The 25,918-nt window shown below is 61.8% G+C and carries 21 protein-coding genes and 3 tRNA genes; 5 read left to right on the top strand and 19 right to left on the bottom strand.

Annotation, left to right across the window (positions count from 1 at the left end):
• Window positions 1-132 precede the first annotated feature (132 nt).
• From ACZYSP_RS23860 to ACZYSP_RS23820, 9 genes are all read right to left on the bottom strand, one after another.
• Window positions 133-2,265, bottom strand: a complete 2,133-nt coding sequence (locus ACZYSP_RS23860; protein WP_489016943.1) for a UvrD-helicase domain-containing protein — start codon at window positions 2,263-2,265, stop codon at window positions 133-135.
• 68 nt (window positions 2,266-2,333) lie between these two features.
• Window positions 2,334-5,129, bottom strand: a complete 2,796-nt coding sequence (locus ACZYSP_RS23855; protein WP_489016941.1) for a site-specific DNA-methyltransferase — start codon at window positions 5,127-5,129, stop codon at window positions 2,334-2,336.
• Between the two features lie 3 nt (window positions 5,130-5,132).
• Window positions 5,133-5,768, bottom strand: coding sequence for a hypothetical protein (locus tag ACZYSP_RS23850; RefSeq protein WP_489016939.1), 636 nt, complete (start codon window positions 5,766-5,768; stop codon window positions 5,133-5,135).
• Window positions 5,761-9,228, bottom strand: a complete 3,468-nt coding sequence (locus ACZYSP_RS23845) for a BPTD_3080 family restriction endonuclease (protein ID WP_489016937.1) — start codon at window positions 9,226-9,228, stop codon at window positions 5,761-5,763. The genes ACZYSP_RS23850 and ACZYSP_RS23845 overlap by 8 nt, the downstream gene beginning before the upstream one ends.
• 650 nt (window positions 9,229-9,878) lie before the next feature.
• Complete coding sequence (locus tag ACZYSP_RS23840) at window positions 9,879-10,868, bottom strand: site-specific integrase (RefSeq protein WP_489016935.1); 990 nt, start codon at window positions 10,866-10,868, stop codon at window positions 9,879-9,881.
• Entirely contained in the window at window positions 10,868-11,209 is a 342-nt protein-coding gene (locus ACZYSP_RS23835) for a hypothetical protein (protein ID WP_489016934.1), read from the bottom strand. Before ACZYSP_RS23835 ends, ACZYSP_RS23840 begins: the two co-directional genes overlap by 1 nt.
• A 145-nt stretch (window positions 11,210-11,354) precedes the next feature.
• Window positions 11,355-12,374, bottom strand: a complete 1,020-nt coding sequence (locus ACZYSP_RS23830) for a dienelactone hydrolase family protein (protein WP_489016932.1) — start codon at window positions 12,372-12,374, stop codon at window positions 11,355-11,357.
• Between the two features lie 87 nt (window positions 12,375-12,461).
• Window positions 12,462-13,637, bottom strand: a complete 1,176-nt coding sequence (locus tag ACZYSP_RS23825) for a hypothetical protein (RefSeq protein ID WP_489016930.1) — start codon at window positions 13,635-13,637, stop codon at window positions 12,462-12,464.
• 8 nt (window positions 13,638-13,645) lie between these two features.
• Window positions 13,646-14,350, bottom strand: coding sequence for a hypothetical protein (locus ACZYSP_RS23820; protein WP_489016928.1), 705 nt, complete (start codon window positions 14,348-14,350; stop codon window positions 13,646-13,648).
• 107 nt (window positions 14,351-14,457) lie between these two features.
• Between ACZYSP_RS23820 and ACZYSP_RS23815 the strand changes: the two genes are divergently transcribed.
• Window positions 14,458-14,805, top strand: coding sequence for a helix-turn-helix domain-containing protein (locus tag ACZYSP_RS23815; protein ID WP_489016926.1), 348 nt, complete (start codon window positions 14,458-14,460; stop codon window positions 14,803-14,805).
• 4 nt (window positions 14,806-14,809) lie between these two features.
• Here the strand turns inward: ACZYSP_RS23815 and ACZYSP_RS23810 are convergent, their stop codons facing one another.
• The 10 genes from ACZYSP_RS23810 to folC all read right to left on the bottom strand — a co-directional run bounded on the left by ACZYSP_RS23810 (window position 14,810) and on the right by folC (window position 23,057).
• Complete coding sequence (locus ACZYSP_RS23810) at window positions 14,810-15,388, bottom strand: hypothetical protein (RefSeq protein ID WP_489016924.1); 579 nt, start codon at window positions 15,386-15,388, stop codon at window positions 14,810-14,812.
• Between the two features lie 388 nt (window positions 15,389-15,776).
• A tRNA-Asp gene (locus ACZYSP_RS23805) sits at window positions 15,777-15,853 on the bottom strand.
• A 70-nt stretch (window positions 15,854-15,923) separates the two neighbouring features.
• Window positions 15,924-15,999: transfer RNA gene (locus ACZYSP_RS23800), tRNA-Glu, on the bottom strand.
• A 51-nt stretch (window positions 16,000-16,050) separates the two neighbouring features.
• Window positions 16,051-16,126 (bottom strand) — tRNA-Ala (locus ACZYSP_RS23795).
• Window positions 16,127-16,162: 36 nt separating this feature from the next.
• Complete coding sequence (gene gltX / locus ACZYSP_RS23790; protein WP_489016922.1) at window positions 16,163-17,551, bottom strand: glutamate--tRNA ligase; 1,389 nt, start codon at window positions 17,549-17,551, stop codon at window positions 16,163-16,165.
• Between the two features lie 7 nt (window positions 17,552-17,558).
• Window positions 17,559-18,779, bottom strand: coding sequence for an O-succinylhomoserine sulfhydrylase (locus ACZYSP_RS23785; RefSeq protein ID WP_093176888.1), 1,221 nt, complete (start codon window positions 18,777-18,779; stop codon window positions 17,559-17,561).
• Window positions 18,780-18,790: 11 nt separating this feature from the next.
• Window positions 18,791-20,293: an amidophosphoribosyltransferase gene (gene purF, locus ACZYSP_RS23780; RefSeq protein WP_093051681.1), complete on the bottom strand. Its 1,503-nt coding sequence runs from the start codon at window positions 20,291-20,293 to the stop codon at window positions 18,791-18,793.
• Between the two features lie 12 nt (window positions 20,294-20,305).
• Window positions 20,306-20,791 carry a CvpA family protein gene (locus ACZYSP_RS23775; protein WP_489016919.1) on the bottom strand — a complete coding sequence of 162 codons (486 nt, stop codon included), beginning with the start codon at window positions 20,789-20,791 and terminating at the stop codon, window positions 20,306-20,308.
• A 21-nt stretch (window positions 20,792-20,812) separates the two neighbouring features.
• A complete protein-coding gene (locus ACZYSP_RS23770) occupies window positions 20,813-21,688 on the bottom strand; it encodes an SPOR domain-containing protein (protein ID WP_489016917.1) in 876 nt (291 codons plus the stop codon).
• Between the two features lie 61 nt (window positions 21,689-21,749).
• Window positions 21,750-23,057 (bottom strand): bifunctional tetrahydrofolate synthase/dihydrofolate synthase, encoded by a 1,308-nt coding sequence (folC, locus tag ACZYSP_RS23765; RefSeq protein WP_097198634.1) that lies wholly within the window; start codon window positions 23,055-23,057, stop codon window positions 21,750-21,752.
• Between the two features lie 36 nt (window positions 23,058-23,093).
• On the opposite strand from folC, the gene ACZYSP_RS23760 reads away from it, so the two are divergent.
• From ACZYSP_RS23760 to argG, 4 genes are all read left to right on the top strand, one after another.
• Window positions 23,094-23,447, top strand: a complete 354-nt coding sequence (locus tag ACZYSP_RS23760; protein ID WP_097198633.1) for an ArsC family reductase — start codon at window positions 23,094-23,096, stop codon at window positions 23,445-23,447.
• Between the two features lie 58 nt (window positions 23,448-23,505).
• On the top strand, window positions 23,506-24,090 hold the full coding sequence (locus ACZYSP_RS23755; protein WP_093051696.1) for a glycine zipper 2TM domain-containing protein: 585 nt from the start codon (window positions 23,506-23,508) through the stop codon (window positions 24,088-24,090).
• 125 nt (window positions 24,091-24,215) lie between these two features.
• Window positions 24,216-24,542, top strand: coding sequence for a pyrimidine/purine nucleoside phosphorylase (gene ppnP, locus ACZYSP_RS23750; protein ID WP_093051699.1), 327 nt, complete (start codon window positions 24,216-24,218; stop codon window positions 24,540-24,542).
• A 23-nt stretch (window positions 24,543-24,565) separates the two neighbouring features.
• Window positions 24,566-25,906, top strand: coding sequence for an argininosuccinate synthase (gene argG, locus ACZYSP_RS23745; protein WP_093051703.1), 1,341 nt, complete (start codon window positions 24,566-24,568; stop codon window positions 25,904-25,906).
• The last annotated feature ends 12 nt before the right edge of the window (window positions 25,907-25,918 follow it).

The raw sequence follows: 25,918 nt of genomic DNA, 5'->3' as shown, positions 1-25,918 counted from the left end.
AAAATTCTAGAACCTGACAACAGCGATTTTTTGGAAGCCGACCTTGGCACGCACGGCACGCTATAGCAATCGTTCATGTAGCGATACGGTGCAGTTAGCACTACATGAAGCTATATCGACTTGAGCCATCTTTTAGCCCAGCAGATCATCGAGAAACTCAGAGGCCGGCTCGGTGCTCGTCACGAGCAATCTGTCGCGAGCCCGAGTACATGCAACGTAGAGCAGATTCCGCTCGGTGTTGTAGACCTCTTCGAGGTCAGCATCGTCGGCAACTGCCGCAATGCGCTCTTGCGAGGGTATGACTTCGTCGTCGCACGCCATCACCGCCACAGCACGAAACTCCAAACCCTTCGCGAGATGCATTGTGCAGACTGATGCTTGACCGCTCGTGGTTTCGACATGCTCGTCCAATACACCGAATGCGATGCCTGCAGCCTTGACCGCCGCAATAGCGCGATCCAACTGGGCGTCAGATCTGACGAAAATCCCCAGCTCGTGCGGCATCAAGCCATCTTTCAAGCCTGCGGAGAGCCAAGCTGTCACGGCTTGGCATTCTTCAGCCTCAGACTTGAACGAGTGAACCTCCGGTGCAGGCCCGTTGAAGACCGACACCGTTCCCCGCCGATCTTCCGTGTTGCCGTCCACGTCGGAGACATCAGGCCCAAGTAGCCGGTCGGCTTGCGCTCGAATCTGATGTGAGGTTCGATAGTTGATGTGCAGGGTGCGCGCCCGTCCACGCACGTCCACGCCCAAGGATTTCCATGAGAAGGGCTGTTGGAATATCCGCTGTCCAAGGTCGCCGGCGAAGAACAGGCTATTCGGGCGAACTTGGCCCTGACTAGCGCCGAGAGCCGCGAGGAACTTGAGCTGGGCAATACTGACGTCCTGTGCCTCATCGACCACCACAAAGTCGAAGGGTGGTTGCCGGAGCGTTGTCATCTTCTCAGCCAACCGGAAGAACATCTCGGCCGACGTGATCAGATCTCGCTGCCGCAAAGTCGATTGCACACGTTCAAAGACTGTCCACAGGATGCCGCGCTGCGCCTCCGATAGCCTGGTCTTCCGTCCCAACCGCTTGACGTCCCGATAGGACTCCCAAGTCTTGAGCTGCCAAGCATCGACAAGATCGATCCACTCGCCCAGCATGAACCGCTGACTGAATTTCAATCTCTGATCGGCTTTCATTGCCTCAAAAATGGCTTGACTAATGTCTGCCTGCCCCGCTAGCTTCGGCTTACCCCAATACGCTGCATACAGCCGCCTGCCAATGGCTTCCATGGAGTGGATTTCGAGCCTTTCGGCAAGTCTCGGCTGATTGCCGATCAGGTTTTGTAGCTTGGTCCCAAGTGCGCTCGCCAAGGTGTCGGAGAATGTGACCAGCAACACACGGCTATCTTCATTCTGGCGAGTCAGATGCGCTGCTCGGTGCAAGGCCACGATGGTTTTTCCCGTACCTGCTGACCCCGAAATTCGGGCCGGACCTGCGTAGTCGCGATCAATCCATTGCCGCTGCGCGGGGTGAAGGAAGACGGTCCACTTCTCCCATGGAAAGTCGAGGGCGTGCTCCAACTCTTCCACGTCCTTCATGACGCGGAATCGACGCAGCGCATCCGGGTGGTTGAACGGATCTGCGCCAAGCCGTGTTGTGGCCATGGGCGTCGGCACGCCGCCGGTTGCCAACTCCAGCAATGCTTCCGCCGCCTCAGCCGGAAGATGGTCTGCGAGGATCAGTAGGCTGTCTTCGTCCGCCGCTCGAACGTCGGCCAGCCACTCGGGTGGTACTCCATAACTAAGAAGGTCTTCGTCTGTGCGTCCCCAAAAGAGTCGTGGCTTATTCTGTAGGTCACGGTCTTTGGCATGAACAGCGGCATAGTCACCAACACCTTCTGGCGCTAACTTGGCCTCGGCAGCCCGCCGACCAGTGACCTCCTCTATGCGCTCGCGAATCTCAACCCACTGCGCCGCGCCCGTCTTGGGATGAACTTCGAGCTTCCGCCGCTCCGCCCACTTGTAAGCCTTGTCGTGATGGTCAACGTAGCAGAGTAGGAAGCTGGTCGCTGTCCTGTGCACGATGAGTCGAATGTCACTGTTGACCCGAACCGACCAAAAATTCTTGTCCTTCGACTGCTCGATCTTGTGCAAGCTCATGCTCGGATGAGCCGGATTCAACTGCAAGTCGAACGCAGTGGTCTTAACCGCCTTTTGCTCATCGCCCGTGAGTTTGGCAAGGCTGTCAGTGAAGGTGTCGGCGATGCGAAAGTCCATCGTGCTGATCTCGGTGTTCGATCAAACGTTCTCGGAGTGAACCCTTGAGGGCAGTGCTCTGGACGAAATCATGTGACCTTGAAGACCTTCATGACTTCATCACCCAGATGATTGATCACCTTGACAGCGATGCGCCCAGACTTCGGCTTGTCGAACGGCCGTGACGTATCACTGTTTAAGGTTGCCCAGGCTTCTTCGTTGATCTCGGCCTTCAGCGTGGTCTTGAGCGCCTTGTACGGGTCGTTGGCGCCGAGGAAGTAGGCGTGGCGCACGAAGAAGCTTTCTTCGTTGTAGTCGGTGTCGATGAACCAGCACGCAATGCCGTCTGCGCCGTCGCTGCGGACCTCGCCGGTGTTCGGGTGGAACACATCCACGCCGTTAACTTTAACGCGGACCTGCCCCTCGGCAGCCTCAGCCTCAAGGACGTCGATGTCCGGCTCGCCGAAAATCACGAATAGATTGCCCTTGCCCGTGTTCTTGAGGTCCTCGGCCATGTGCAAGTCAGCATTCATGCGCGCCTTCAGCACAGGGATGCGGCCAAGCTTCTCAAACTCGGACGAATGTGCGTCGTAGTTGAAAGCGCAGGCAATCAATACATCGAAGCCGGCATCGCCAGCTTCACGCGCAGCAGACACCAGGTCAGGGCGAGAAACCGTACCGAATTCGGGACCGATGAAGATGGCAGCACGCTTTTCGCCGGTACTGTCCTCGTACACACCTTCGCCGCAGACAAGATCGCCGGGCCACGGCACGAGTGACGAGAAGGTGATCTTGTCTTCTTTGTGGGCTTGCTGCACGCCGGCAGTTTTGAGGTTCTCAAGGATGATCTGAACGAAGTTGCGTGCCGCGTTGTACTCCGCCTGCTGCTCGGCGACCTTCGGGTCGTTGGGGTCCATCAACTCGCCGTTCTCATCGACGCCTAGCACGCGGTGTGGCGACAGACTTTCGACAGTGAACGGCCCTGCAACACGAACCTTCTTTTTGTCCTCGTAAGGTTTGTCGTAGAGATTTTCGAACTCGGCCTTGGCACTAATTGATGCGTCAATCTCTTGCTGCCGCGAAATGCGCTCTCGCCACCAACTCACGTGCGCCACCTTGGCGGAATTTGTCCATTTCGGATCGGACTCACGCGGAACCTCCCACTCGTGCCAATCTCTACTTACAGACTGATTGAGTTGCGCCCTGAGAGGCTCCAGAATTGCGTGGTATTTGTCGTATATGACGTCAATCTCGGTATTGTTGGCAATGGATTTGAATGTGATATGAGGCACCCTATCATAGACAAATCCTTGCCGAACGTTGCCGCGAACAGTTGCACTGGACGGTGCATTGCGTGACGCCTCCGCCTCCTTCAGTTGACCATCGCGACTATCGGCCAAGATGTAGTACGGATATCGGGCCCCCATGATTCGCGCCCGTGCCAATGCCAAGGCAACACGCGAAGTGTCAATAGTGATCCACCGGCGCCCCCATTGCTCGGCGACATACGCAGTAGTTCCAGAACCGCACGTACAGTCAAGCACCAGATCGCCAGGGTCTGTTGCCATCAAAAGACACCGCTGAACAATCTCGGTGTTCGTCTGAACAACATATACCGGCGAAGACTGGCCGAGAAAGCCTTCCCACAGATTTCCGATGGCGGTGACACTGCTTTCGTCCAAATATCGCAAATGTCGAAGTGAATTTCCTATAACGATGATGCGATCAGATTTCAGGGCTCGCTCCAGTTGCCCTTTTGTCGTGCCCCACCAGCGCTTGCCAGAATCGAATTGGCGTCCAACGAAGTCAACGGTAAATTTCGCGCCTGGTCCAGGCTTGCTCAACGAAACGTCTTGACCAAAGCGACTTCCAGCCGGGAAATCAGTTTGCCCGGGCTTCATCCGATACCGCTCGCCTGATGGTGTTATCACCCACGGGAAATTCTCATCGGCCGTCGCGTCTTTCAACGTGTACAACTGACGGTATTTAATTGCCTGCCCATCGCCCTTTCCGTACCAAAGGATGTAGTCGAGGCGAGCAGGCATACGACCTGACGCCGAAAGCCCAGTCGCGCCTTTTGTGAAGGCGATCATGGTGACATGGGCATCCTCGCCAAACACTTCATCCATTAGGGTGCGAACGCGATGAACGTTCTCGTCGCCAATTTGAACAAAGATTGATCCCGTGTCAGACAACAAATCCCGGGCGACTGTCAGTCGGTCACGGATATACGTCAGGTAGGAATGAATTCCATCGCGCCAAGTGTCTCGAAACGCCTTTACCTGTTCCGGCTCACGTGTAATGTGTTCGGAATTGCCGTCCTTGACGTCACGTGTAGTGGTGCTCCATTGAAAATTACTGTTGAACTTTATGCCGTAAGGCGGATCAAAATAGATGCATTGAACCTTGCCCCGAAGCCCTTCGCGCTCGGCCAATGACGCCATTACCGCAAGGCTGTCGCCTAGAATCATGCGATTGGCCCAATGTGCGTCATGTGCATAGAACTCGGTCTTTGCGTCGTCGCTTGGCAGACCGTTGAAGTCGGAAAACATATCAACCTGCGGCGCGTCGGAGCCCTTTGCGCGGTCGGTCTGGCGTTTGAGGTCGTCGATCAAGACCTTGGGGTGAACCTTCTCTTGGATGTAAAGCGGCGGCGCATGCACCACTAGGTCTGACCAATCCTGTTCATCCTTGCCGCGCCATACTAATTGCGGGTCCAGATCGCGATTGCGGCCCTGCCGCTCCCTCGGGTACGCGACGCGAACCGGACTCTGCTGCTCCTTCTTCATGACCGACTGGTACTCGGCCGTGGGAATATTCTTGCGCTTGGCGTCTTCGTGCTTGAGTGTCTCAACACTCAGCGGTGTATTTTTCTTAGTAGCCATAGTTCAAGCCTCCGGGGTAAGCGAGGCACCCGCGACTGGGTTAAAAAGGTTGCAGCTATAGTGGGCGACAGATCTGAGATCGCCAGTGGAGTGCTTGTGGGTTGTCTTGAAAGCCCACTTGACAGGAATATCAGCGCTCTTGCCTTGTTGCGCGGAGGGAAGGGATTTGTCCATATCATCCCTCAGCTTTTTCGCGATGCCGGCGATATCCTTTTTCTGCACGAACGACAACATGAGGCATTGGGCCTCTCTACCCGTCATATATCGTTCCATTAGTTGCGCCAAACCCTTCTTGTGGAGTTCGGGACCGTCGTAGACCTTCGCCTCACCAAGCGAGAACAGCTTTGGATGGCTGTGATCAAGGGAGACCGTCAGATCCACGTGCCCGTTGGAGTTAGCTTCCTGTATGACGGTCAGCCCCGGCATACGGAGGCCCATGGCCAGGGCAGCAACTAAACCAGTCTCGCCGAGAGCAGCAAAATTCTTGCTGTTCGTCTCCAAGCTATGGATTGCCTGTGCGAGCCAAGGGGCAAACGCATCATCGAACTCGGTCTCGGTCACCGCTGTCAACAGATCGACGGTCTCGGGGCAACGCTTCGCCAGAATTTCGCACAGCCGTTTCAGATTGCTATCACTCATTCAAGGCTCCCTTGATGCCTTGACCAAGCCAGCTCACTCGAACTTGAGACGCCCACTGATCCCAATCGGATTGAGTGCCATCGGGGCCGCCTTCTGCATCCCTCCGCTTCTGCATAGCATCACGCAAGGTTATGGGCGCTCCTGATTCGCCGTCCACCAATGTCATCTGAAAGTGGCCTTTGCCGTCTCCTCGAAGCGAGGCGAGTATTGCAATGACGTCAGCAGTATCGACGTTGTTCCGTGTCGCCACCCTCTCGATATCCGCCAGGTTCAATTCAGCACCCACTCGCGTTGCCGCGTTGCGCCAGAGGGAGTCCAGTACCGGCCGTACCCATGGAATCGCCGCAGCTTCCTCACGCAACGAGGCTTCCGAAGCCTCGATGAGGCTCGTGACATCGGGGGTTGCGAGTCCAGTGACCTGCTGAATCATTGCCTCGAACTCAGCGGACACCTTCTTCTCGAAGTCATGCTGCATCTGGTACACGTCGACGAATTCAACGAAGGCCCAACGACCATAGGCTCCCAGGTGGTTGACGCCAGGCACCCAGTAGGTATCCATGGTCAGCTTCTTGTCCTTGGCGTCTTCGCCCCTGTAGCCCTTGATCTCGACGATGAGATTCAGGAAGTCGTCAGGGCCATGGCCGTCGTCGACCTGGACGATGAAGTCCGGACGGTACTTGCGCGTCTCAGAGCCGTAGCGATACGGCACTTCAAAGCCAAGGTTGTGGTTCTTAACGTAGGACACCACGCGCGGATGCCGCTCGGCAACACGGCAGAACTCAGCTTCCCAGTCACTGTCGAGGATGACCCAGTTGACGTGGCACTTGGGCGGCGGGCCACTGGTCTCCCAACGCTCCGTCTTCGAGGTGTTGAAGTTGACGAAGCGGGAGGTACCGGTTGCGTTGTAGGGGTCAAGCACCGCCTTGATGGGGCGCATATTGGCTTGCTCGGCCTTGGTAATTGCAGCCGTGATGCGGTTGCAGGCCTCGTCCGCCAGCTCCTGATACATCAACTGCGCGGCGTAGGTATCACCCTTGCAGGTCAGGCAGGTGTCCAGCCATTCCTTGGTAATGCGCTTGAGCTGACCAAACAGGTGCAGCTTGGGCTCATCGCCAGGGTCGCGCCAGTGATTCATCAGCAGGCGCTTGGTGAGGTGCATTAGCAAGGTGGAGTGCCGCATGTCAGCCAAGTGTTCAAGGCTGAGGTCGACGGTCTCGCCAATGATGCCGGCGTTCTGTGTGACCGAGGGGCCTACCAAGTCGGGCGTCAGCACCATGTGGGAGTCGGCGGTGAATTCGGCCGTCAGCCGCTCTTCAGGCAGTTCGACCCGATAACCTTGTACCCGTGGGAACTGGATCTCCAAGGCTGCGCGATCTTGCAGGGCCCGCACCTGAACCGTCTCACGCGGCGGTTGAGGCTTCGAGATGACGGGCTTAGCCGTGAAATCAAACGGGATGCCCAGTACGTCGGCGTATTCGACGTTGAACAGACCGTCTTCGTTCAAGTCGTAGGACTGGCGGCGCAAGGCGCGGCCGATCACCTGTTCGCAAAGCAACTGTGTGCCGAAAGCTCGAACGCCCAACACATGGGTCACGGTGTTGGCGTCCCAGCCTTCGGTCAGCATGGACACGGAGACAACACAGCGAATTGAGTCGCCCAGGCGGCCAGACTTGCCGACCGTGTTCATGACCTCGCGAAGCAGGCGTGCGTCGTCAAAGTCCTTACCGGACCGAAGCTCGTCGGCCAGCACGCCGCCGCGCTCAAACACCTCTTGCTTGAACTGCTCGATCTCGGGGCCAGCGGCGGCACGAAAGCTGTCATCCAGGGCCTCGCCGGATTCCAACTGCTCGCTGTCGATCAACAGAGTGCGTGGGCGTCCGAACGGGTTGCCGTACTCATCGGTGTTCCGGAACAGCTCCAAGCGGCCGGGTACTGGCGTGAGACTTCCATCTTCGTTCTCACGGTTGAAGCCGGATATGAAGTCGTAGACCAGCTTGGACGTCGACGTGTTGTTACAGACGACGATAAAGCAGGGTGGCACCTTGATGCCGGCCGTCTGCCACAGCTCGAAGGTCTTCTGGTAGTGGCCATATAAGGCTTCCAGTGCCGTTTGCAACTCGACCGGCAGGCTCAGCGGGTCTAGCGCCTTTGCCGCCCCTCGCCCCTTCTTCGGCATGCGCGTGCGGATGTGTTCCCACAGGTTGCGGAACTTCGGCATATCGCCGCCGGGGATGTTGTCGGCCACGGGCACGCGGGGCAGCTTGACGATGCCGCACTCGATGGCGTCCATCAGCGAAAAGTCGCTCATGGTCCATGGGAACAGGGTGCCCTCGATGTAGCCGGAGCCAGCCAAGAAGAACGGCGTGGCGGACAGGTCGATTACCCTCGCAACGCCCAGCTTGCGGTTGACCGCCTCCAGGCCGGTGATCCACATGCGGGCGGCCTCGTTGTTCTCTTCAGCTTCCTTCTTCTCGTCGCCCTTGAGGGCGTCAGCCTCGGCGTTGGGCTTCTCGCGGTAGCAGTGGTGGGCCTCGTCGTTGATGACCAGTACGTTGGCCATGCCCATCAGGTCGGGCATGACCCGCTGGAGCATCTGACCTTCGGTCTCCAGGGTATTCAGTTCTTCACCGCCGCGACCCTGCAATAGTAGGCGACCGCCTTTGGACAACTCGATGCGCTCTCGAAGTTTGAAGGCGTGGTAGTTGGTGATGACGATCTTCGCGCGGTTCAGGTCGTCCAGCATGTCACTGGGGACCAGTTCGCGGCTGGCGTAATAGCTATCTGGGTCGTTCGGCTGCAGGACGCGCAAGCGATCCTTGATGGTCAGGCCGGGCGCGACCAGCAAGAAACCGCGGGTGAACTTCTTGCTGCCGGGCCGGCGCACCGCATTGACGGTCTGCCAAGCAATGATCATCGCCATCACCGTAGTCTTGCCCGCGCCGGTGGCTAGCTTGAGGGCCAGACGCATCAGTTCCGGGTTGGCGTCGTTGTTAGCGTTGGTCAAATGGTCAAGAAAGGTCTGACCAATCTTGCCGATCTGTGGCGCAACTTCGGTGAGCCAGATGACCGTTTCTGCTGCCTCAACCTGGCAGAAGAAGGGGCGAATGCTGCTAAACGGGTGATGCCGCCAGTGCTGCAGCAGCCGTGCCGTCTCGGGCGTGACGCGCCAGTCGACCGGATTTTTCAGGGCGCGCCACTTGTCGACCTCCTGCCGCACCGAGTTGATGATGGCGGTGTGGTCGTAGGCCTGTGCCTGGGTTGAGAGATCGTCGAACAGCAGATTGTCCTGCTTCACCCCCTTTTGCTTCTTGGCCTTTGGGATGGGCGTAATGAACTCGGCGGTACGCCGAGCTTCTACGATCTGCTGCGTCGGCTGCCCTGTAGTGTCAAGCTCCCAGTGCCGGCCAGGATACTCGTATGGAGAATTGAGAATTGGCTTCTCAAAAAACTGATTTGTCATTCACGGTCCGTTATTATTTCGCCCCTCCGACGAAATTCCCCAACACTTGCGCTGGCAGATTCTCCTGAATCTGTACGGACGGGATTATCGAGCCTTCTTTTAGGCTGCGGCAGCCAAACTCCTTAAGATATACACCAACGGTGGAGCAATCGCATCGAGGTTGCCCCGCCGCAGGCTCAGCGCCTGGCGTCGTCGAACTGGTCGGATGTGAGTTGCGAGGAGCCACGGAGAGAAGCGCCCTGACTGCCACTGAATGACGTAGGTCGCAACGCTGATTCCGGCAGCATCGGCGGAGCAGCCCGCGCACAGAGTGCGCTCCGCCAACAGCGCGTGCACCATCGGTAACCTATGTACCGTGACCGTCTGCCGCGCTCGTCGGCGCTTCGAACACAGCTTGCACCGGGCCTATCCCGAGCATGCCGGTCAAGCATCATCATCCATTCGGGCCTAGCGCGGTTTGTATCGCTGCTGACTTGGATGGCCAACGCGTGCTTCCAATCGAACAGATCATCGCCTCAATAGTCAGCGCGCTGCCGGGCGCTTCCCCGGCGAGCAGCTCAGCCCTAGCATTCGACAGCCGACCGGGCAGGTAAACGGATACCCGTTGGGGAGCATGAGAATCATCGTGTCCTGCGTTGTGTCGGATCGCCTCACAGCAGGCTTGGAATCTTGCGTTTCGTGATCGGCCTGATGTACTTGGCCAAGGTTACATCCGACTTGTGTCCGGTCTGCTCGCGTATCTGCCACGGTGCCATGCCGACCAGCGCAGCCTCGGTGCAGTAGCCGGCGCGCAGACTGTGACCGGAGACGGCCTTGGTCGCGGCAGCACCGTGCACGCGTTTCACGGAACGCTTGACGACCAGCGCGACGGACTGCGACGTCAAGCCTTTGGTGCCAACGAGATTGCCGTGCCGGCTGACCCATCGGAACACCGGGCCGCGGTCGATGCCCGAGAGCGTCAGCCATTCTTCAAGCGCCGCAACCGGGCACCGCTCGGCGTCCTTCGCGTGCGGAATCCACACGGTGCGGCCGACGCCTTCCTGGTCCGTTTTGGATCGAGGTAGCCTGACCTCCACGCCTCCATCGAACCGTGTGATATCGGCGCACTGGATCGCTGCCAGCTCGGAGCGCCGCAGCGCGCCCGCAAACCCGACCAACAGAAGCGCCCGGTCGCGCGCCGCCTTCAACGGCTTCTGCGGGTTGACCATCACCAGCATCTCCAGAAGGTCGGTTTTCACCAATGCCTTCACGCGGCGTTGGGCCACGCCGAAGGTGCGCCGGACGCCCTGCATGGTGCGCTTGACCAGACGGTCCATGACGGGCGACACGAGCCCTTGCTCTGTGTGCGCCTGGTGGAGTCCGATCAATCTTCGCTGGATCGTTGCGACTGCGTGTGTCCCCGCGAACGCCGCGACGTAGTTGGCTACCATCTGCGGTGTGGCTGGGATCTTGCCGCCGTGCAGGCAGAAGTGCTTCAGGTCTCCCGCATAGGCTCGCCGTGTCGCCGTCGATTGGGCCGCCGCGGTGAAGCCATCGACCGCCGAAGAGGTCGGCTCAAACGGCGTTTGCGGCGTAAGCCTGCGTGTGTCACGCGCCGCTGACACCGTCGGCGACCGTTTCAGCAGTGCCTTGCCGGTCATCAGTATTCCTCCGGAAACAACAAGCAGGTGCTGGCGCGTCGGCCTTCGTCATCCACCCCGTCGGTGATCGCCCAGATCACCACGTGGCTCACGACATAAACACTCAGCAGGCGCGCGCCGGATTGGACCGCCTGGGCGTTCGCCTTGGCATCCTCGGAATCAACGCTACCCCAGTCGCCATGCTGGTGACGCGAGAGCAATGCGGCGGGGTAGATCGCATTCGCTTCAAGGAATGCCAGAGCGGCGGGCGTGGCGACCACTTGTCCCAACTCGAAAAGCGGCCTACTGGCCTTGAGGGTCTGAATGTCTCGTGCGGGCGCGAGTACTCGGTTGATGGGCATGAGGCTCCTTGAGGTTGACGTTGAAGTTGGGTTGACGGAACCCGGAAACGACAAAGCACGCCGGCCGCACCTGATGGCGCGAGCGGCGTGCTCTGTGGGGGATGCCGTAGCGGACTACGGCAGTGATGGGACTGGCGTTGCTACATCAGTCGTTCTGCAAGTACTTCTGAAAGTGCGCGAGCCAGAGGTCGTAGCCGACGCGCTCCTTGTCGCGATGGCCGCTCATGTGGCCACGGAACTTGCAGGAGTCGCGCATTGCGGTGTAGCCCTCCGGCGTGCCAGGAAACTCCTGGCCGGTCGCATCGAGCACGAACTTTTCGCCGGTGCGGGTGTTGGCACACTTGCTGGTGTTTTCAGCACCAGCTCTTCGCAGACGCCATGGCCCGTCGAAGTCGTGATACTCGTCCGGGATGATCGTGATCTCCGCGTTGCCGCCCCGCGCGTTCATCCACGTGACCTGCCGCTCGCACTCTGAAGCCAGGGCGATGTCGTCCTTCTCTCCGTGGATGATCAGGAACGGCATCTTCTTGAACCTCTCTATCGTGTTCTTTTCGATGCAGGACGGATAAATGGCGACGACTGCATCGAAGTCGCGCAACTTGCCCGTTTGCTGCTTGACGATCTGCCCGATGTAGGGACGCACAACGTTGATCGCCGACGCCCCCGACATGCTTTCGCCCATGTAGCCGATCTTGGCGTTCGTCCATTCAGGCATAGCGCCCAACGTTGCCGCAGCCACCATCGCGTCAATAGACATATTGAAGCCATCCAACCCCTTGGTGCGGCCCGTGGAAAGATCGGCCGGCGTGCCGCTGGACTGCCCCCGAGCTGCAAAGCTGTCCAGCACCACAGCATTGATGTTGTGCTCCATCAGGAAGCGCGCGTAGTCACCGTGCCGCTTGTCCAGCCCGCCAGCGTTGCCACTCAGGATCACTAACGCCTTGCGGTTGCCATCCTTGGCACGGCCCACGTAGGTTGGAATCTGGATCGGCGCGCACTTGAAGCTGGGCGTTTGCCAGAAGCCCGAGCAGTTGTGGCCGGGGATGTATGACTGCTGAAGTCCGGAGGGATTGAAGGCGATGTCCTGCTGCGGGGCCTGCGCGTGCGAGGCGCCGGACACCGCGAGCAACAGAGACACAAGAAGCGGGATGGCGATCTTCTTCATGGGGGTCCTCTTTCGATGGGAGGGTGATATGGAGTCCGGCCGCGACGGAGCGGGCACGGTCGACGGGAGGCGATGTCGCATTGCCCGCTACTGACCCTTGAGCGCGAGGCGGAGTTGCAGCGCCAGCACCTGGAGGTTCTGCCGCGTGACCGCGAAGGTCTTGCCTTGCGCCGTGCCTTCCAGTGGCACCAGCAGCGTGGCGCCTTCGGCCATGTCCTGCCGACCGAGAACGACCTTCATGCCGGGTGTGCCCTTTACCTCAAAGCTGTCCTTGGACAGCAACCCCTTGGCGCTGAACCGAAACGGCACACCATTGCGCGCAGCGGTGCAGGCCATGCCGACCAGCGGCGCAGGGGTGGCCCACTCGATGAGGTACTGCGCCTTCAGCAAGTCCGCAGGGATGCCCGCTTGCTTGCCGTGCGCCGCGCACTCCCTGGCATCGACCTGTTGCCGGAGCGCGGTAAGTTGGTCCGCAGCGGCGTTCACCGCAGGCTCGCTGCTTGACTGGAAGCGGTTGGCCTTCTCCAGCGCCGACACGCTCTGATGGGTCTGCTGCTGCGGTGGTGCGGCCGCTAGATTGCGCACACCTGCGACGAACCCGGCCTGTGCCTGACGCTCCCGGGCGAGTTCATCGATGCTTTCCTTGAACAGGGTCGCGCTCGGGCCACTCACAAGCTGCTGAGCTTGAACGCAGGCGGCGTAGAACTTCGGCAACTCCAGTTGACTTCGCGGCGACAACGTCAGCAGATCGCGGGGCAGTTGGTTTGGTTCGGCACACGTGATGCTGAAAGGCGGCTCATCTGACGTGTCGCCGGCGCGCCGTCGCGTGTAGGCCCACGCCAGCACACCATCACGCTGGCCAATCTGCGCCGTGCCGCTTTGAGACGCTGCGGTCTGGGCGCTGGCTTGCCGGGCTTCCTGCGCCAACAGCCGGTCGCGTTGCTGCAGCGAGCCCTTGAGCAACTGGAACTGGCGCAGCGCATCCGCACGCTCGGCGTCCTTGAGAGATTGAGGGCCGGGGGCTGAGGCTTGGCATGCCTCATAGCGGCGAAGCGCCAGGTCGAGGAACTCGGGCTTCCAGTCGCGGGCGCGCACGCCGTAGATGAGTCTGTCCAGCCCGCCCGCACCCGCACCGTCTATCTCGGTCAGGAGCTCCAAGCGGACGGGGCAGTTGAACTGCGGCGCCGACTGAGCGGACACAGGCGACACCGACGCAGCAAGACCCATGGCAACGGCGGCAAAGGTGGCGGTGCGAAGCATCAAGGCAGGCCTCATGCGAACGCCAGCAGGAGGTCGAGGGCGACCAACACGCACCACGTGATGCCGTAGACCTTGCCGTGCCCGAAGACCTTGGCGCGGCTGAACAGGTAGTACGGGAGGACGGCCGGGTCGGCCAACCCGAGCTGCTTCACGGCGTAGCCCTGCTTCTGGAGCGACAGATAGTCGATGCGCAGGAACATCCATAGGAGGGCGATGCGCAGCAACAAGATCTGGATCACCGTGAGCCAGCCCCAGTTGTCAGGATTGCCCCAGAACAGCGCCATCAGGATCGCCATGATGATGACCGTGAAGAGCGGGCCGAGCGCTGCGAGCCAAGCGGTGCCGTTCTTGACCTGAGACAGTGCAGGCGCGGCGGGCATCGCGGGGATTGCGCCAGCCTCTGATTGGCCCGCCAAGATGAACGCCGCGGCTTTGAAGCTGCCGACGTTGGCGGCCATCAGGTCAATCGTGCTGCCATCGCGGAGCGCGAACACCAGCTTAGCGGCAAAGCCGTGCTTGCCTTCGGTCACGGAGGCGATGTCGGCTTTCTCGATAGTCTGGCCGGTCACCTCGATGACCAGCCGGTGGTCCGTGACGACGACCTCGGTCTCCTTCACGTTGATCTTGCTCTTGAGCAAGGTGCCGTCACCCTCGAACAGGACTGTCTCCCGCGGGCGTGGTTGGAACTTCATTGGGGTCTTCTCCGTTGTTGTCATGAGGGGGCGGCAGTTCGCTTCTAGCCTCCTCCAAAAGCTACGAAACTCGTAGTATTCAAATCATACAAAAACTACGAATCTCGTAACCTTCATTGTGTGAAGGCGGGATGTCGAAATCGAATCAGATTTGGGGAAACAGGCTGAAGCAGGCTCGCAATGCGGCCGGCCTGTCGCAAAAACAGCTTGGCATTGAGGCTGGCATCGACCCGTCCGTCGCGAGCACCCGAATCAACCGCTATGAGGTCGGCGTACATGAACCGGACTACCTCACTGCGTGCAATCTAGCCAAGGTGCTGAAGGTGTCCGCCGCGTTTCTGTACGCTGCGGAAGATGACGTAGCCGATCTTCTCTTCCGCTACGGTCACGCCAAGTCCAGCACTCGTTCTGCAGTCCGCAAGCTCTTGGCCGATATTCCAAGCGCTGAGGAGCTAGCTTTACGACATGCCTCAAGGTGATCGACTACTTCGCCTTTCCCTTGACCGCCGGCTTCAATACGATGGGTAGATGGTGGATGGGCGACTTCGGTGTGATGAGCCGCTGAATTTCTGTGGTCACAAAGTACCTGGGCTCAATCCACGACGCGGGGTCGCAGATGTAGTGAAAGGACGGGGTCTTCTCGGTTGCCCTCACGTGATGCCATAAGACCCAACGGCCAAACTGCGTTGCCGGGTTGTACTCGACCATGATGAACGCGACATCCGGTAGTGCATCGATGGTGGGACATTCCTTTTCTTCGGCGGTGAAACCGTACTCATGCAGGATGGCGATTAGCTGCGTTCCGTAAATCCAGGTGGGGCCGTGAAGAGGGAGGCCGTTTCGGTGAGCCGCTTTCGTGATCGTGTCCAGTGACTGGTTCGTGACCATCGCGATGCAACACAGACCGTCGTCAATTCGGATATTCGGCTGCATCTCGACCCGAGTGAAGGGCGACACGAAGCCGGCGGGAAGGCCCGTCTCGGCGGTCATGCCGCTCGCGGCAGTGGTCGCAGGCTTCGCGGCTTTGGTTGCGACGGCGGTCTTGGGTTTGGTTGTGGCCATGGGATGGATGCTCCTGGTGAGGTTGAAGGCGAGCGCCCAGTTAAACAGCGAAGCAAGTTCCCCACGCCGCAACGCTCCCTGCCAGCCAATGGCTGCGGAAAGAGTGCAAAGAGGAAAGGAAGAAGGTCTGCGAGATTGAGGCTCAGGGCCTCAGTTCGCATGCTGCACTGCTGTGTGCTCGGTCAAAGCCTGGCTTCGGCAAGCGAAAACAGCGCTTTGACAGCAGTAGCTTACTACGTAGCTTGATCAAGGGGTTGCCCACGAAACTTTGGCAGGCAGCGGCGGGCTGGCAGCAAAAAAAACGGCACCGAGCGGTTAGCGCGGTGCCGTGAGTTGACTTGTGAGCCAGAACCAACTAGCCTGAAAGGTTGTTGATTCATATCAAAAATGGCGGAGTGGACGGGACTCGAACCCGCGACCCCCGGCGTGACAGGCCGGTATTCTAACCAACTGAACTACCACTCCTGGTAGACAACGTTCGCTCGTTTGACGGAGCCAAGTGTTGCCACTTGTGCCTGCTTCACCGAAGTGAAACTGGCGACCCTACGGGGATTCGAACCCCGGTAGCCACCGTGAAAGGGTGGTGTCCTAGGCCTCTAGACGATAGGGTCAAAACCTTGGACGTGCTGCGATCAGCACTTCATACCTTCTCGACACTTTGATGGTGGAGGTAAACGGGATCGAACCGATGACCTCTTGCATGCCATGCAAGCGCTCTCCCAGCTGAGCTATACCCCCGTGTGGGTGTCGAGCCTCGAATTATAGCCCGATTTTTCAGGCCTTTTTCAATCGCTCGATAACTTTTTCGCGGGAAAAAATTTCGAGCACTGAATCGAGGGACGGTGTCTGCGATGTTCCCATCACAAGCACTCGTACTGGCATCGCTAACACCGGCATTTTCAATGCATGTGTCGCGAGAACTTCTTTGATGATAACTGCGATCGAGGCCTTATCCCAGGCAGCCGTCGTCAATTTTTCTGCGAGCGTTGCGATCGCTGGCTTCACTGCATCAGTGATGTGCTGCGCACGATCGGCATCGCTCACGTTGATGTCCGCATAGAACGCCGCAGCCCAGTCGGCCAATGCCACCGTGGTGTCGCAACGGTCCTTGAACAGCGCGCAGATCGCAGGCAAACGCTCGTCGGCCGCGATGCCTCGCTTTTGCAACTGTGCTGCAACAAGCGGTGCGAGTTCGTCGCCGCTCTTCGCCTTGATGTACTGCGCGTTGACCCATGCGAGCTTGGCTGCATCCCACTGCGCGGGGCTCTTCGACAGGTGCGAACCGTCGAACCAGCTCACCATCTGTTCGCGCGTGAAGAGCTCGTCGTCGCCGTGGCTCCAGCCGAGGCGCGCGAGGTAGTTGAGCATCGCCTCGGGCAGGTAGCCGTTGTCTTCGTAGGCAGTGACGCTCACAGCGCCGCGGCGCTTCGACAGCTTCTGCCCGTCGTCGCCGAGGATCACGGGCACATGGCCGAACTCGGGCAACGGTGCGCCGAGCGCACGGAAGATGTTGATCTGCCACGGCGTGTTGTTGATGTGCTCGTCGCCACGGAACACGTGCGTGATGTTCATGTCCCAGTCGTCGACCACCACCGCGAAGTTGTAGGTGGGCACACCGTCAGGCCGCAGGATGATGAGGTCGTCGATCTCGCGATTGTTGATAGTGATCTCGCCCTTGACGAGGTCGTTCCACGTCACGTCGCCTTCGGGCGGATTGCAGAAGCGCACAACAGGCGGCACGCCTTCGGGCACGGGCGGCAGCACCTTGCCCGGCTCGGGGCGCCAGCGGCGGTCGTACAGCGTCTTTTCGCCGCGTGCGCGTTGCGCCTCGCGCATCTCGTCGAGTTCGGCCGGCGTGCAGTAGCAGTGGTAGGCCGTGCCGGCCGCGAGCATCTGCACGATCACTTCGCGATACCGCTCCAGGCGCTGCATCTGGTAGATCGGGCCTTCGTCGTAGTCGAGGCCGAGCCAGTGCATCGACGCGAGGATCTGGTCGGTCGAATCCTGCGTGGAGCGGGCCACGTCGGTGTCTTCGATGCGCAGCACGAACTCGCCGCCGTGGTGGCGCGCATAGGCCCACGAGTAGAGCGCAGTGCGGGCCGTGCCCAGGTGAAGAAAGCCGGTGGGAGACGGTGCGATGCGGGTGCGAACTTTGCCGGTCATGAATCAATCAGGTTGTCAGGGTGCTCAGGCCGCGCTGCAGGTCGGCCGTGATGTCGTCGATGTACTCGAGGCCGACCGCGAGGCGGATCAGCCCCTGGCTGATGCCTGCGGCCTGGCGCTGCACTTCGGTGAGGCGCCCATGCGAGGTCGTACCGGGGTGCGTGATGATGGTCTTGGTGTCGCCAAGGTTGGTCGCGATGCTGACCACGCGCGTGCTGTTGATCACGTGGAAGGCATTGGCGCGCGCCGTCTCGGGGTCGTTGCCGACCACGTCGAAGGACACGACCGCCCCGCCCTTCCCCGCCTGCTGGCGCATCGCCAGTTCATGCTGCGGATGCGAAGCGAGCCCCGGGTAATAGACGCGTGCGATGCCCGGCTGCGCTTCGAGCCATTTCGCAACGGCCAGTGCGTTCGCACATTGCGCCTGCATGCGGATGCCCAGCGTTTCCATGCCCTTGAGCACGACCCACGCATTGAACGGCGACAGCGCCATGCCGGCGGTGCGCACCACGGGGCCGAACACGTCGACGATGAGCTTCGATGGCCCGCAGATCGCGCCAGCCATCACTCGGCCCTGGCCGTCGAGGTACTTGGTGCCCGAATGGATGATGAGATCGGCGCCCAGTTCGGTGGGGCGCTGCAGCGCCGGCGTGCAGAAGCAGTTGTCTACGGCCAGGAGCGCGCCCGCGCCGTGTGCAAGATCGGCGAGCGCCCGGATGTCGCACACCTCGGTCAGCGGATTCGTCGGGGTTTCGGCGAACAGCAGCTTGGTGTTGGGCTTCAGCGCCGCGCGCCATTCCGCCACGTCGGTCTGCGAGACGAAAGTGGTTTCCACACCGAACTTGGCGAACTCCTTGCCGAACAGGTTCAGCGTGGAGCCGAACACCGAGCGCGAGCAGATCACATGGTCGCCGGCCTTCAAGAGGCCCATGCACATCATGAGAATCGCGCCCATGCCCGTCGATGCGCCGATGGCGGCCTCGGTGCCTTCGAGCGCTGCAAGGCGCTGCTCGAAGCTCGCCACCGTCGGGTTGGACGTGCGCGAATAAGTGAAGCCCGCTTCGGTGCCCGCAAAGCGGCGCGCCGAGGTTTCGGCGTCGGGCTGCACGAAGCCGCTTGTCAGGAACAGCGCCTCGGAGTGCTCGCCGTGCTGGCTCGGCGCCAGCCCGGTGCGCAGCGCGAGCGTGTCGCGATGCAGTCCGGGCGGCAGGGTTCGTTCGTCGGTCACTTCTTTAGCTCTCACTCGCTGTGGTTGGGGAGTGCGAGACGCGAAGAGTCTTCTTCGGTCTCTTCGACGCGGGGACGGTTGCCGTTCATGCGCGAGATGGCGTCGGTGTCGATGTCGCCGGTCACGTACACACCGTCGAAGCACGAGGCGTCGAAGCCGTCGAGCTTGGGGTTGAGCGAGCCAATGGCGCGCTTCATGGCGTCGACGTCCTGGTAGATCAGCGCGTCGCAGCCGATCAGTTCGCGGATTTCTTCAATGGTGCGGTCATGCGCCACCAGCTCGTCCTTGGTCGGCATGTCGATGCCGTAGACGTTGGGGTAGCGCACCGGCGGCGCGGCGCTGGCCAGGTAGACCTTGCGGGCGCCGGCATCGCGCGCCATCTGCACGATTTCGCGGCTGGTGGTGCCGCGCACGATCGAGTCGTCGACCAGCAGCACGTTGCGGCCCTTGAACTCGCTGGCGATCACGTTGAGCTTCTGGCGCACCGACTTCTTGCGCACGCCCTGCCCCGGCATGATGAAAGTGCGGCCGACGTAGCGGTTCTTCACGAAGCCTTCGCGGTACGGCACGCCCAGCAGGTGCGCGAGCTGCGTGGCGCTCGGCCGGCTCGACTCCGGAATCGGGATGATCACGTCGATCTGGTTCGGCGGCACGGTCGACACCACGCGCTTGGCCAGCGTCTCGCCGAGGTTCAGACGCGCCTGGTAGACCGAGATGCCATCGAGCACCGAGTCCGGACGCGCGAGGTACACGAATTCGAAGATGCAGGGGTTCAGCGTCGGCGCTTCGGCGCACTGCATCGAATGCACGTTGCCTTCGAGGTCGATGAACACAGCCTCGCCCGGGTTGATGTTGCGCTCGAACACATGGCCCGAGCCTTCCAGCGCGACCGATTCGCTCGCCACCATCACTGTGCCGTCGGCGCTGCGGCCCATGCACAGCGGGCGAATGCCGTACGGGTCGCGGAAAGCGAGCAGGCCGTGGCCGGCAATCAGCGACACCACGGCGTACGAGCCGCGCAGGCGCTTGTGCATGTTCTTGACCGCGGCGAACACTTCGGCCGGATGCAGCGGCACGCCGCGCGAGGAGCGCTCGAGTTCGTGCGCCAGCACGTTGAGCAGCACTTCGGAGTCGCTCTCGGTGTTGGTGTGGCGGTGGTCGGTGGAGAACAGTTCCGAACGCAGCGCATGCGCGTTGGTCAGGTTGCCGTTGTGCACGAGCACGATGCCGAACGGCGCGTTCACGTAGAAGGGCTGGGCCTCTTCCTCGCTGTACGCATTGCCGGCGGTCGGGTAGCGCACCTGGCCCAGGCCCACATTGCCCGGCAGCGCACGCATGTTGCGCGTGCGGAACACGTCGCGGACCATGCCCTTGGCCTTGTGCATGAAGAACTTGCGTTCGAGCAAGGTCACGATGCCAGCGGCATCCTGGCCGCGATGCTGCAGGAGCAGCAGCGCGTCATAGAGCAGCTGATTGACGGGTGCGCTGCTGACAACGCCGACGATTCCACACATGAACGATTCCTCTCAGGGCAGGTAGCTTGCCAACTTTTCAGGCAGCGAGGGTTTGAGGCCCTGCAATGCCGCATCGAGAACAATGGCGCTGCGCGACTCGTGCCACCAGGCACTGTCGCTCAACACCAGCAAATGAACAACGACGGCCAGCACGAGCAGGGCCACCGCACCCCGCGCCGCTCCGAACGCTGCTCCCAAAATCCGGTCCATCGGCCGCAGACCCACGACCGTGATCAACTTGCGCGTGAGCGCGGCCACAAGGCCCACGCTGAACACCACCGCCACGAACACCAGCACGAAGGCCAGCGGATAGCGCCACGCCCCCTGCGGATCGCCGAACGGCAGCCATGCCGCCACACCGGAAGCCAGCCACTGGGCTGCAATGAAGGCTGCCACCCAGCCGATCAGCGAAATCACTTCGAACACCAGCCCGCGCATCAGGCCGAACAGCATCGACACCCCGATGAGCGCGACGGCGATCCAGTCGAGCAAGGCCACGGCAACAGCTGGCGACGGCTCTTACAACGTGAGGATCGCGGCCGACAAAGACAAGCCCTTGACCTTCTCCGCCGCGCGGTCGGCCTCGGCACGTGAACCGAAGGGGCCGACACGCACACGCGTGCGTTCGCCGTCGGCAGTCTTCGCCACGTGCACATAGGTCTTGAGGCCGGCTTTTTCGAGCTTCTGGCGCACTTCGCGCGCCTTGTCGGCATCGGCGAAAGCGCCCACCTGCACCACGAAGCGGCCACCTTCATCGGAAGCGGCGGGCTTGGCAGCAGTGGTGACGGGCTTGCCTTCGAGCAGCGCACGGGCTCGGGCGCCGTCGTCCGAGGCGGCCGACTTGGGCTTCGCTTCGGGCTTGGGGTCCGGCTTGGCTTCGGGCTTCGGCTTGGGCTCTGGTTTGGGTTCCGGCTTGTGTTCGGGCTTCGGCTCCGGTTTGGGCTCGGGCTTGGGCTTCGGTTCAGGCTTGGGCTCGGCGGCCGCGACGGGCGGCGTGCTGGGCACGGGCTTGCCGGAGTCGATCACCGTGCCGTCGGCGGTCTCGGTGATCATGCCGCCGGACGAGGGCGATGCCGAGGCCACGCGCGAGCTGCTGTTGTCGGGTGCAACCGGCGCGGTGCTCGTGGCGGGTGCCGGCGTGGCGGGCACGGGCAGCGGCTTGACCTTGTTGCGGTCGGGAATCTCGATGGGAATGTCGACCGACACGGGCCGCGGCTGCGTATCGAACAGCAGCGGGAAACCGATCACGCCGAGCAGCACCAGCACCGCTGCACCGAGCAGCCGGTGGCGCGCACGCCGACGCATGGTTTCGACACTTTCCGCGGGGACAGCGGCCGGGGCGCTGCGTCCTTCGTTGCCTTGTGGGCCGCGCGTGCGGAACTTGAAAAACGCCATGAAGTTCGATCCCTGAAGGAGTGCAGCGAGGTGGTGCCAGATGGTATGGACAGCCCGACGATCAGCCGCCTGGCAGCAGGTGTTTGGCTTGCAGCCGGGGGGTGCCGTTTTCGAGCACGCCACCCACGGTGAAGAACGATCCGAAGACCACGATTCTATCAGCGGGCCCCGCCTGCTCGATGGCTGCGCGCAACGCTTCCATCGGGCCCGCGTACACGCTGCCCGAGGCATCGGTGCGCGTGTTCTGCGCCTGCCAGCTGGCCAGCAGGTCGGCCGCCTTGGCCGCGCGCGGGGTGGGCAGGTCGGTGAAGTACCAGCGGTCGATCAGCGGCCCGATGCGCGCGAGGATCGGTGCGAGATCCTTGTCGGCCATCACACCGAACACGCCATGCGTGGTGGGGTAGAAGCCCATCGCATCGAGGTTCTCGGCCAGCGCGGCCACGGCATGGGCGTTGTGCGCCACGTCGAGCACCAGCGCCGGTTCGCCCGGCACGATCTGGAAGCGGCCCGGCAACTCGACCATCGCGAGCCCGTTGCGCACGGCCTGCGCCGTGATCGGCAGTTGCGGGCGCAGCGCTTCGAGCGCCGCAAGCACGCCGGCCGCATTGATGAGCTGGTTGGCCCCGCGCAACGCCGGATAGGCCAGCCCGCTGTAGCGCCGCCCCCGCCCCGACCAGCCCCACTGCTGCTTGTCGCCCGACACGTTGAAGTCGGTCCCGAAGCGCCAGAGGTCGGCGCCGATGGCGTTGGCATGGTCGATCACGCTCTGCGGCGGCATCGGGTCGCTCACGATGGCGGGCTTGCCCGGGCGCAGGATGCCGGCCTTCTCGAAGCCGATGCTTTCGCGGTCGGGTCCGAGGTATTCCATGTGGTCGAGGTCGATGCTGGTGATGACCGCGCAGTCGGTGTCGATGATGTTGACCGCGTCGAGCCGCCCGCCCAGGCCGACTTCGAGGATCGCCACGTCGGGCTTTTCCTCGATCATGCAATGCAGGATGCCGAGCGTGGTGAACTCGAAGTAGGTCAAGGGCATGTCGCCGCGCGCCTTTTCCACTACTTCGAAGCTTGCTATCAGTTTGGAAGCATCGACGGCTTCGCCCTTGAGCCGCAGCCGCTCTTCGAAGCGCACCAGGTGCGGCGAGGTGAATACCGCCGTGCGGTAGCCCGCGTGCGTGAGGATCGATTCGAGCATGGCGCAGGTCGAGCCCTTGCCGTTGGTGCCCGCCACCGTGATGACGGGGCAGCCGAAGCGCAGGCCGAGGCGCTGCGCCATTTCTTTGGCGCGCTCGAGCCCGAGTTCGATGTTCTTGGGATGGAGTTGCTCGGCGCGCGCGAGCCAGTCGTTAAGGGTTTCCATGGAGGCCGGCATTGTCGCCGACCCGCCGCTCGGGGCATCATCGCGGCCATGACAACCCTATACGGCATCCCGAACTGCGACACCGTCAAGCGCGCCCGCGCCTGGCTCGATGAACATGGCGTGGCCTACACCTTCCACGACTTCAAGAAACAGGGCGTGCCCGAAGCCGAGCTCGACCAGTGGCTGAAGAAGCCCGGCTGGGAGGCCCTGGTCAACCGCAAGGGCACCACCTGGCGCAAGCTGGACGACGCCACCCGCGAAGGCGTGGTCGACGCCGGCTCGGCCCGCGCGGTGCTGCTGGCCAACCCCAGCCTGATCAAGCGGCCGGTGGTCAACTGGGGCCCGAAAAAGCCCGTTACGACAGGGTTCGACGCCGAATCCTGGGCTGTCAACGCCGTGTAAACCCCGGAACCCGACCTACAGCCCGGCGTCAAACCGCGATCTGCAGGAGAGACACACCATGAACAAACTCGTTTTTCGCACCCTCGCCGGCATTTCCGTGGCCGGCACGCTGGCCGCGGGCACCGGCGTCGTGCACGCCCAGCAGAACCAGGTGGTCCAGGCCCGGGTGATTTCCGCCACCCCGATCCGCGAAACGACCGGCAGCGACGTGAACTACAACGTCACCTACGAGTACAACGGGCGTCAGTACACCACCCGCATGAACAGCCAGCCCGGCGCGACCATTCCGATCCAGGCCAGCGGCTACGGCGTGACGACCTCGCCGGTGGCGCCGCAGTCGCAGGTGCAGACCTATCCGGTCGAGGCCAACAACGGCGGCTACGCCCCGCAGTCCGGAGGCTCTCCCTGGGACAACGTGGTGCCCGAACCGGGCGTCGTCGTCTCCAACGCCCCCGCCCCGGTCTATCAGCCCGCGCCGGTATATGCCGATCCGGTCTACGTGCAGCCGGCCTATGCGTACCCCTATGCCTATCCTTACGTCTACCCGCCGGTCGGTATCTCGCTGAACCTCGGCTATTCGCGCGGCTGGGGCGGCGGCTACCGTGGCGGCTGGGGTGGCGGATACCGCGGCTGGCACCGCTGAGCCACCGGCCGGCGGCCCAAGCCGCCCGAGCCCCTAAAATCGAGGACTTTTCCAACCCTTGACGGGTGCGCCGCTGGTGCGGTGCGTCCTCGATTTGCCGACCGCCCAGGCGCCGGCGCCACCCAATGACGACGACTACCGACACTCTGAACAGCGCCGCAGTGGCCACCAAGGCCAATGTGTACTTCGACGGCAAATGCGTGAGCCACAGCCTCACGCTCGCGGACGGCACGAAGAAATCGGTCGGCGTGATCCTGCCGTCCACCCTCACCTTCAACACCGGCGCCCCCGAGATCATGGAAGGCACCGCCGGCAGCTGCGAATACCTGCTGTCGGGCACCAGCGAATGGGTGGCCTCGGGCCCCGGGCAGAAGTTCAGCGTGCCGGGCAACTCCACTTTCCAGATCCGCGTGAGCGGCGAGCCCTACAGCTACATCTGCCACTTCGGCTGAACCGCGAACCCGGGAAACCTGACATGTCGACCATCCTCCAAAACGTTCCCGCCGGCCAGAAGGTCGGCATTGCCTTCTCGGGCGGCCTGGACACCAGCGCGGCGCTCCACTGGATGCGCAACAAGGGCGCGATCCCCTACGCCTACACCGCCAACCTCGGCCAGCCCGACGAGCCCGACTACGACGAGATCCCACGCAAGGCGATGCTCTACGGCGCCGAAAATGCCCGCCTGATCGACTGCCGCGTGCAGCTGGCCAACGAAGGCATCGCCGCCCTGCAGGCCGGCGCCTTCCACGTGACCACCGCCGGCGTCACCTACTTCAACACCACGCCGCTGGGCCGCGCCGTCACCGGCACGATGCTGGTGTCGGCCATGAAGGAAGACGACGTCCACATCTGGGGCGACGGCAGCACCTACAAGGGCAACGACATCGAGCGCTTCTACCGCTACGGCCTGCTGACCAACCCCAACCTCAAGATCTACAAGCCCTGGCTCGACCAGGTCTTCATCGACGAGCTGGGCGGCCGCGCCGAAATGTCGGCGTTCATGCAGAAGGCCGGCTTCGCCTACAAGATGTCGGCCGAAAAGGCCTACTCGACCGACTCGAACATGCTCGGCGCCACGCACGAGGCCAAAGACCTCGAGCACCTGAACAGCGGCATCCAGATCGTGCAGCCCATCATGGGCGTGGCCTTCTGGAAGGACGAAGTCGAAGTCAAGCGCGAAACCGTCTCGGTGCGCTTCGAAGAAGGCGTGCCCGTTGCGCTGAACGGCGTTCGCTACGCCAACCTGGTCGACCTGATCCTCGAAGCCAACCGCATCGGCGGCCGCCACGGGCTGGGCATGAGCGACCAGATCGAGAACCGCATCATCGAGGCCAAGAGCCGCGGCATCTACGAGGCACCCGGCCTCGCGCTGCTGTTCATCGCCTACGAGCGCCTCGTGACCGGCATCCACAACGAAGACACCATCGAGCAGTACCGCGACAACGGCCGCCGCCTCGGCCGCCTGCTGTACCAGGGCCGCTGGTTCGACCCTCAGGCCATCATGCTGCGCGAAACGGCTCAACGCTGGGTGGCACGCGCCATCACCGGCGAAGTGACGGTCGAGCTGCGCCGTGGCAACGACTACTCGATCTTGAATACCGAATCGGCCAACCTGACGTACAAGCCCGAGCGCCTGAGCATGGAAAAGGTCGAGGGCGCGTTCACGCCGCTGGACCGCATCGGCCAGCTCACGATGCGCAACCTCGACATCGTCGACACACGCGAGAAGCTCGCGATCTACACCCGGGTCGGCCTGCTGTCGTCGGGCGAAGGCGCTTCGTTGCCGAAGCTGGCCAACGACGGCGACGCAAGCTGATCGTTGCCTCTG

The sequence above is a fragment of the Variovorax sp. F042 genome (assembly GCF_057814215.1).
The sequence above is the reverse complement of the archived record's forward strand: the minus strand, read 5'-3'. Positions and strand labels throughout refer to the sequence as shown.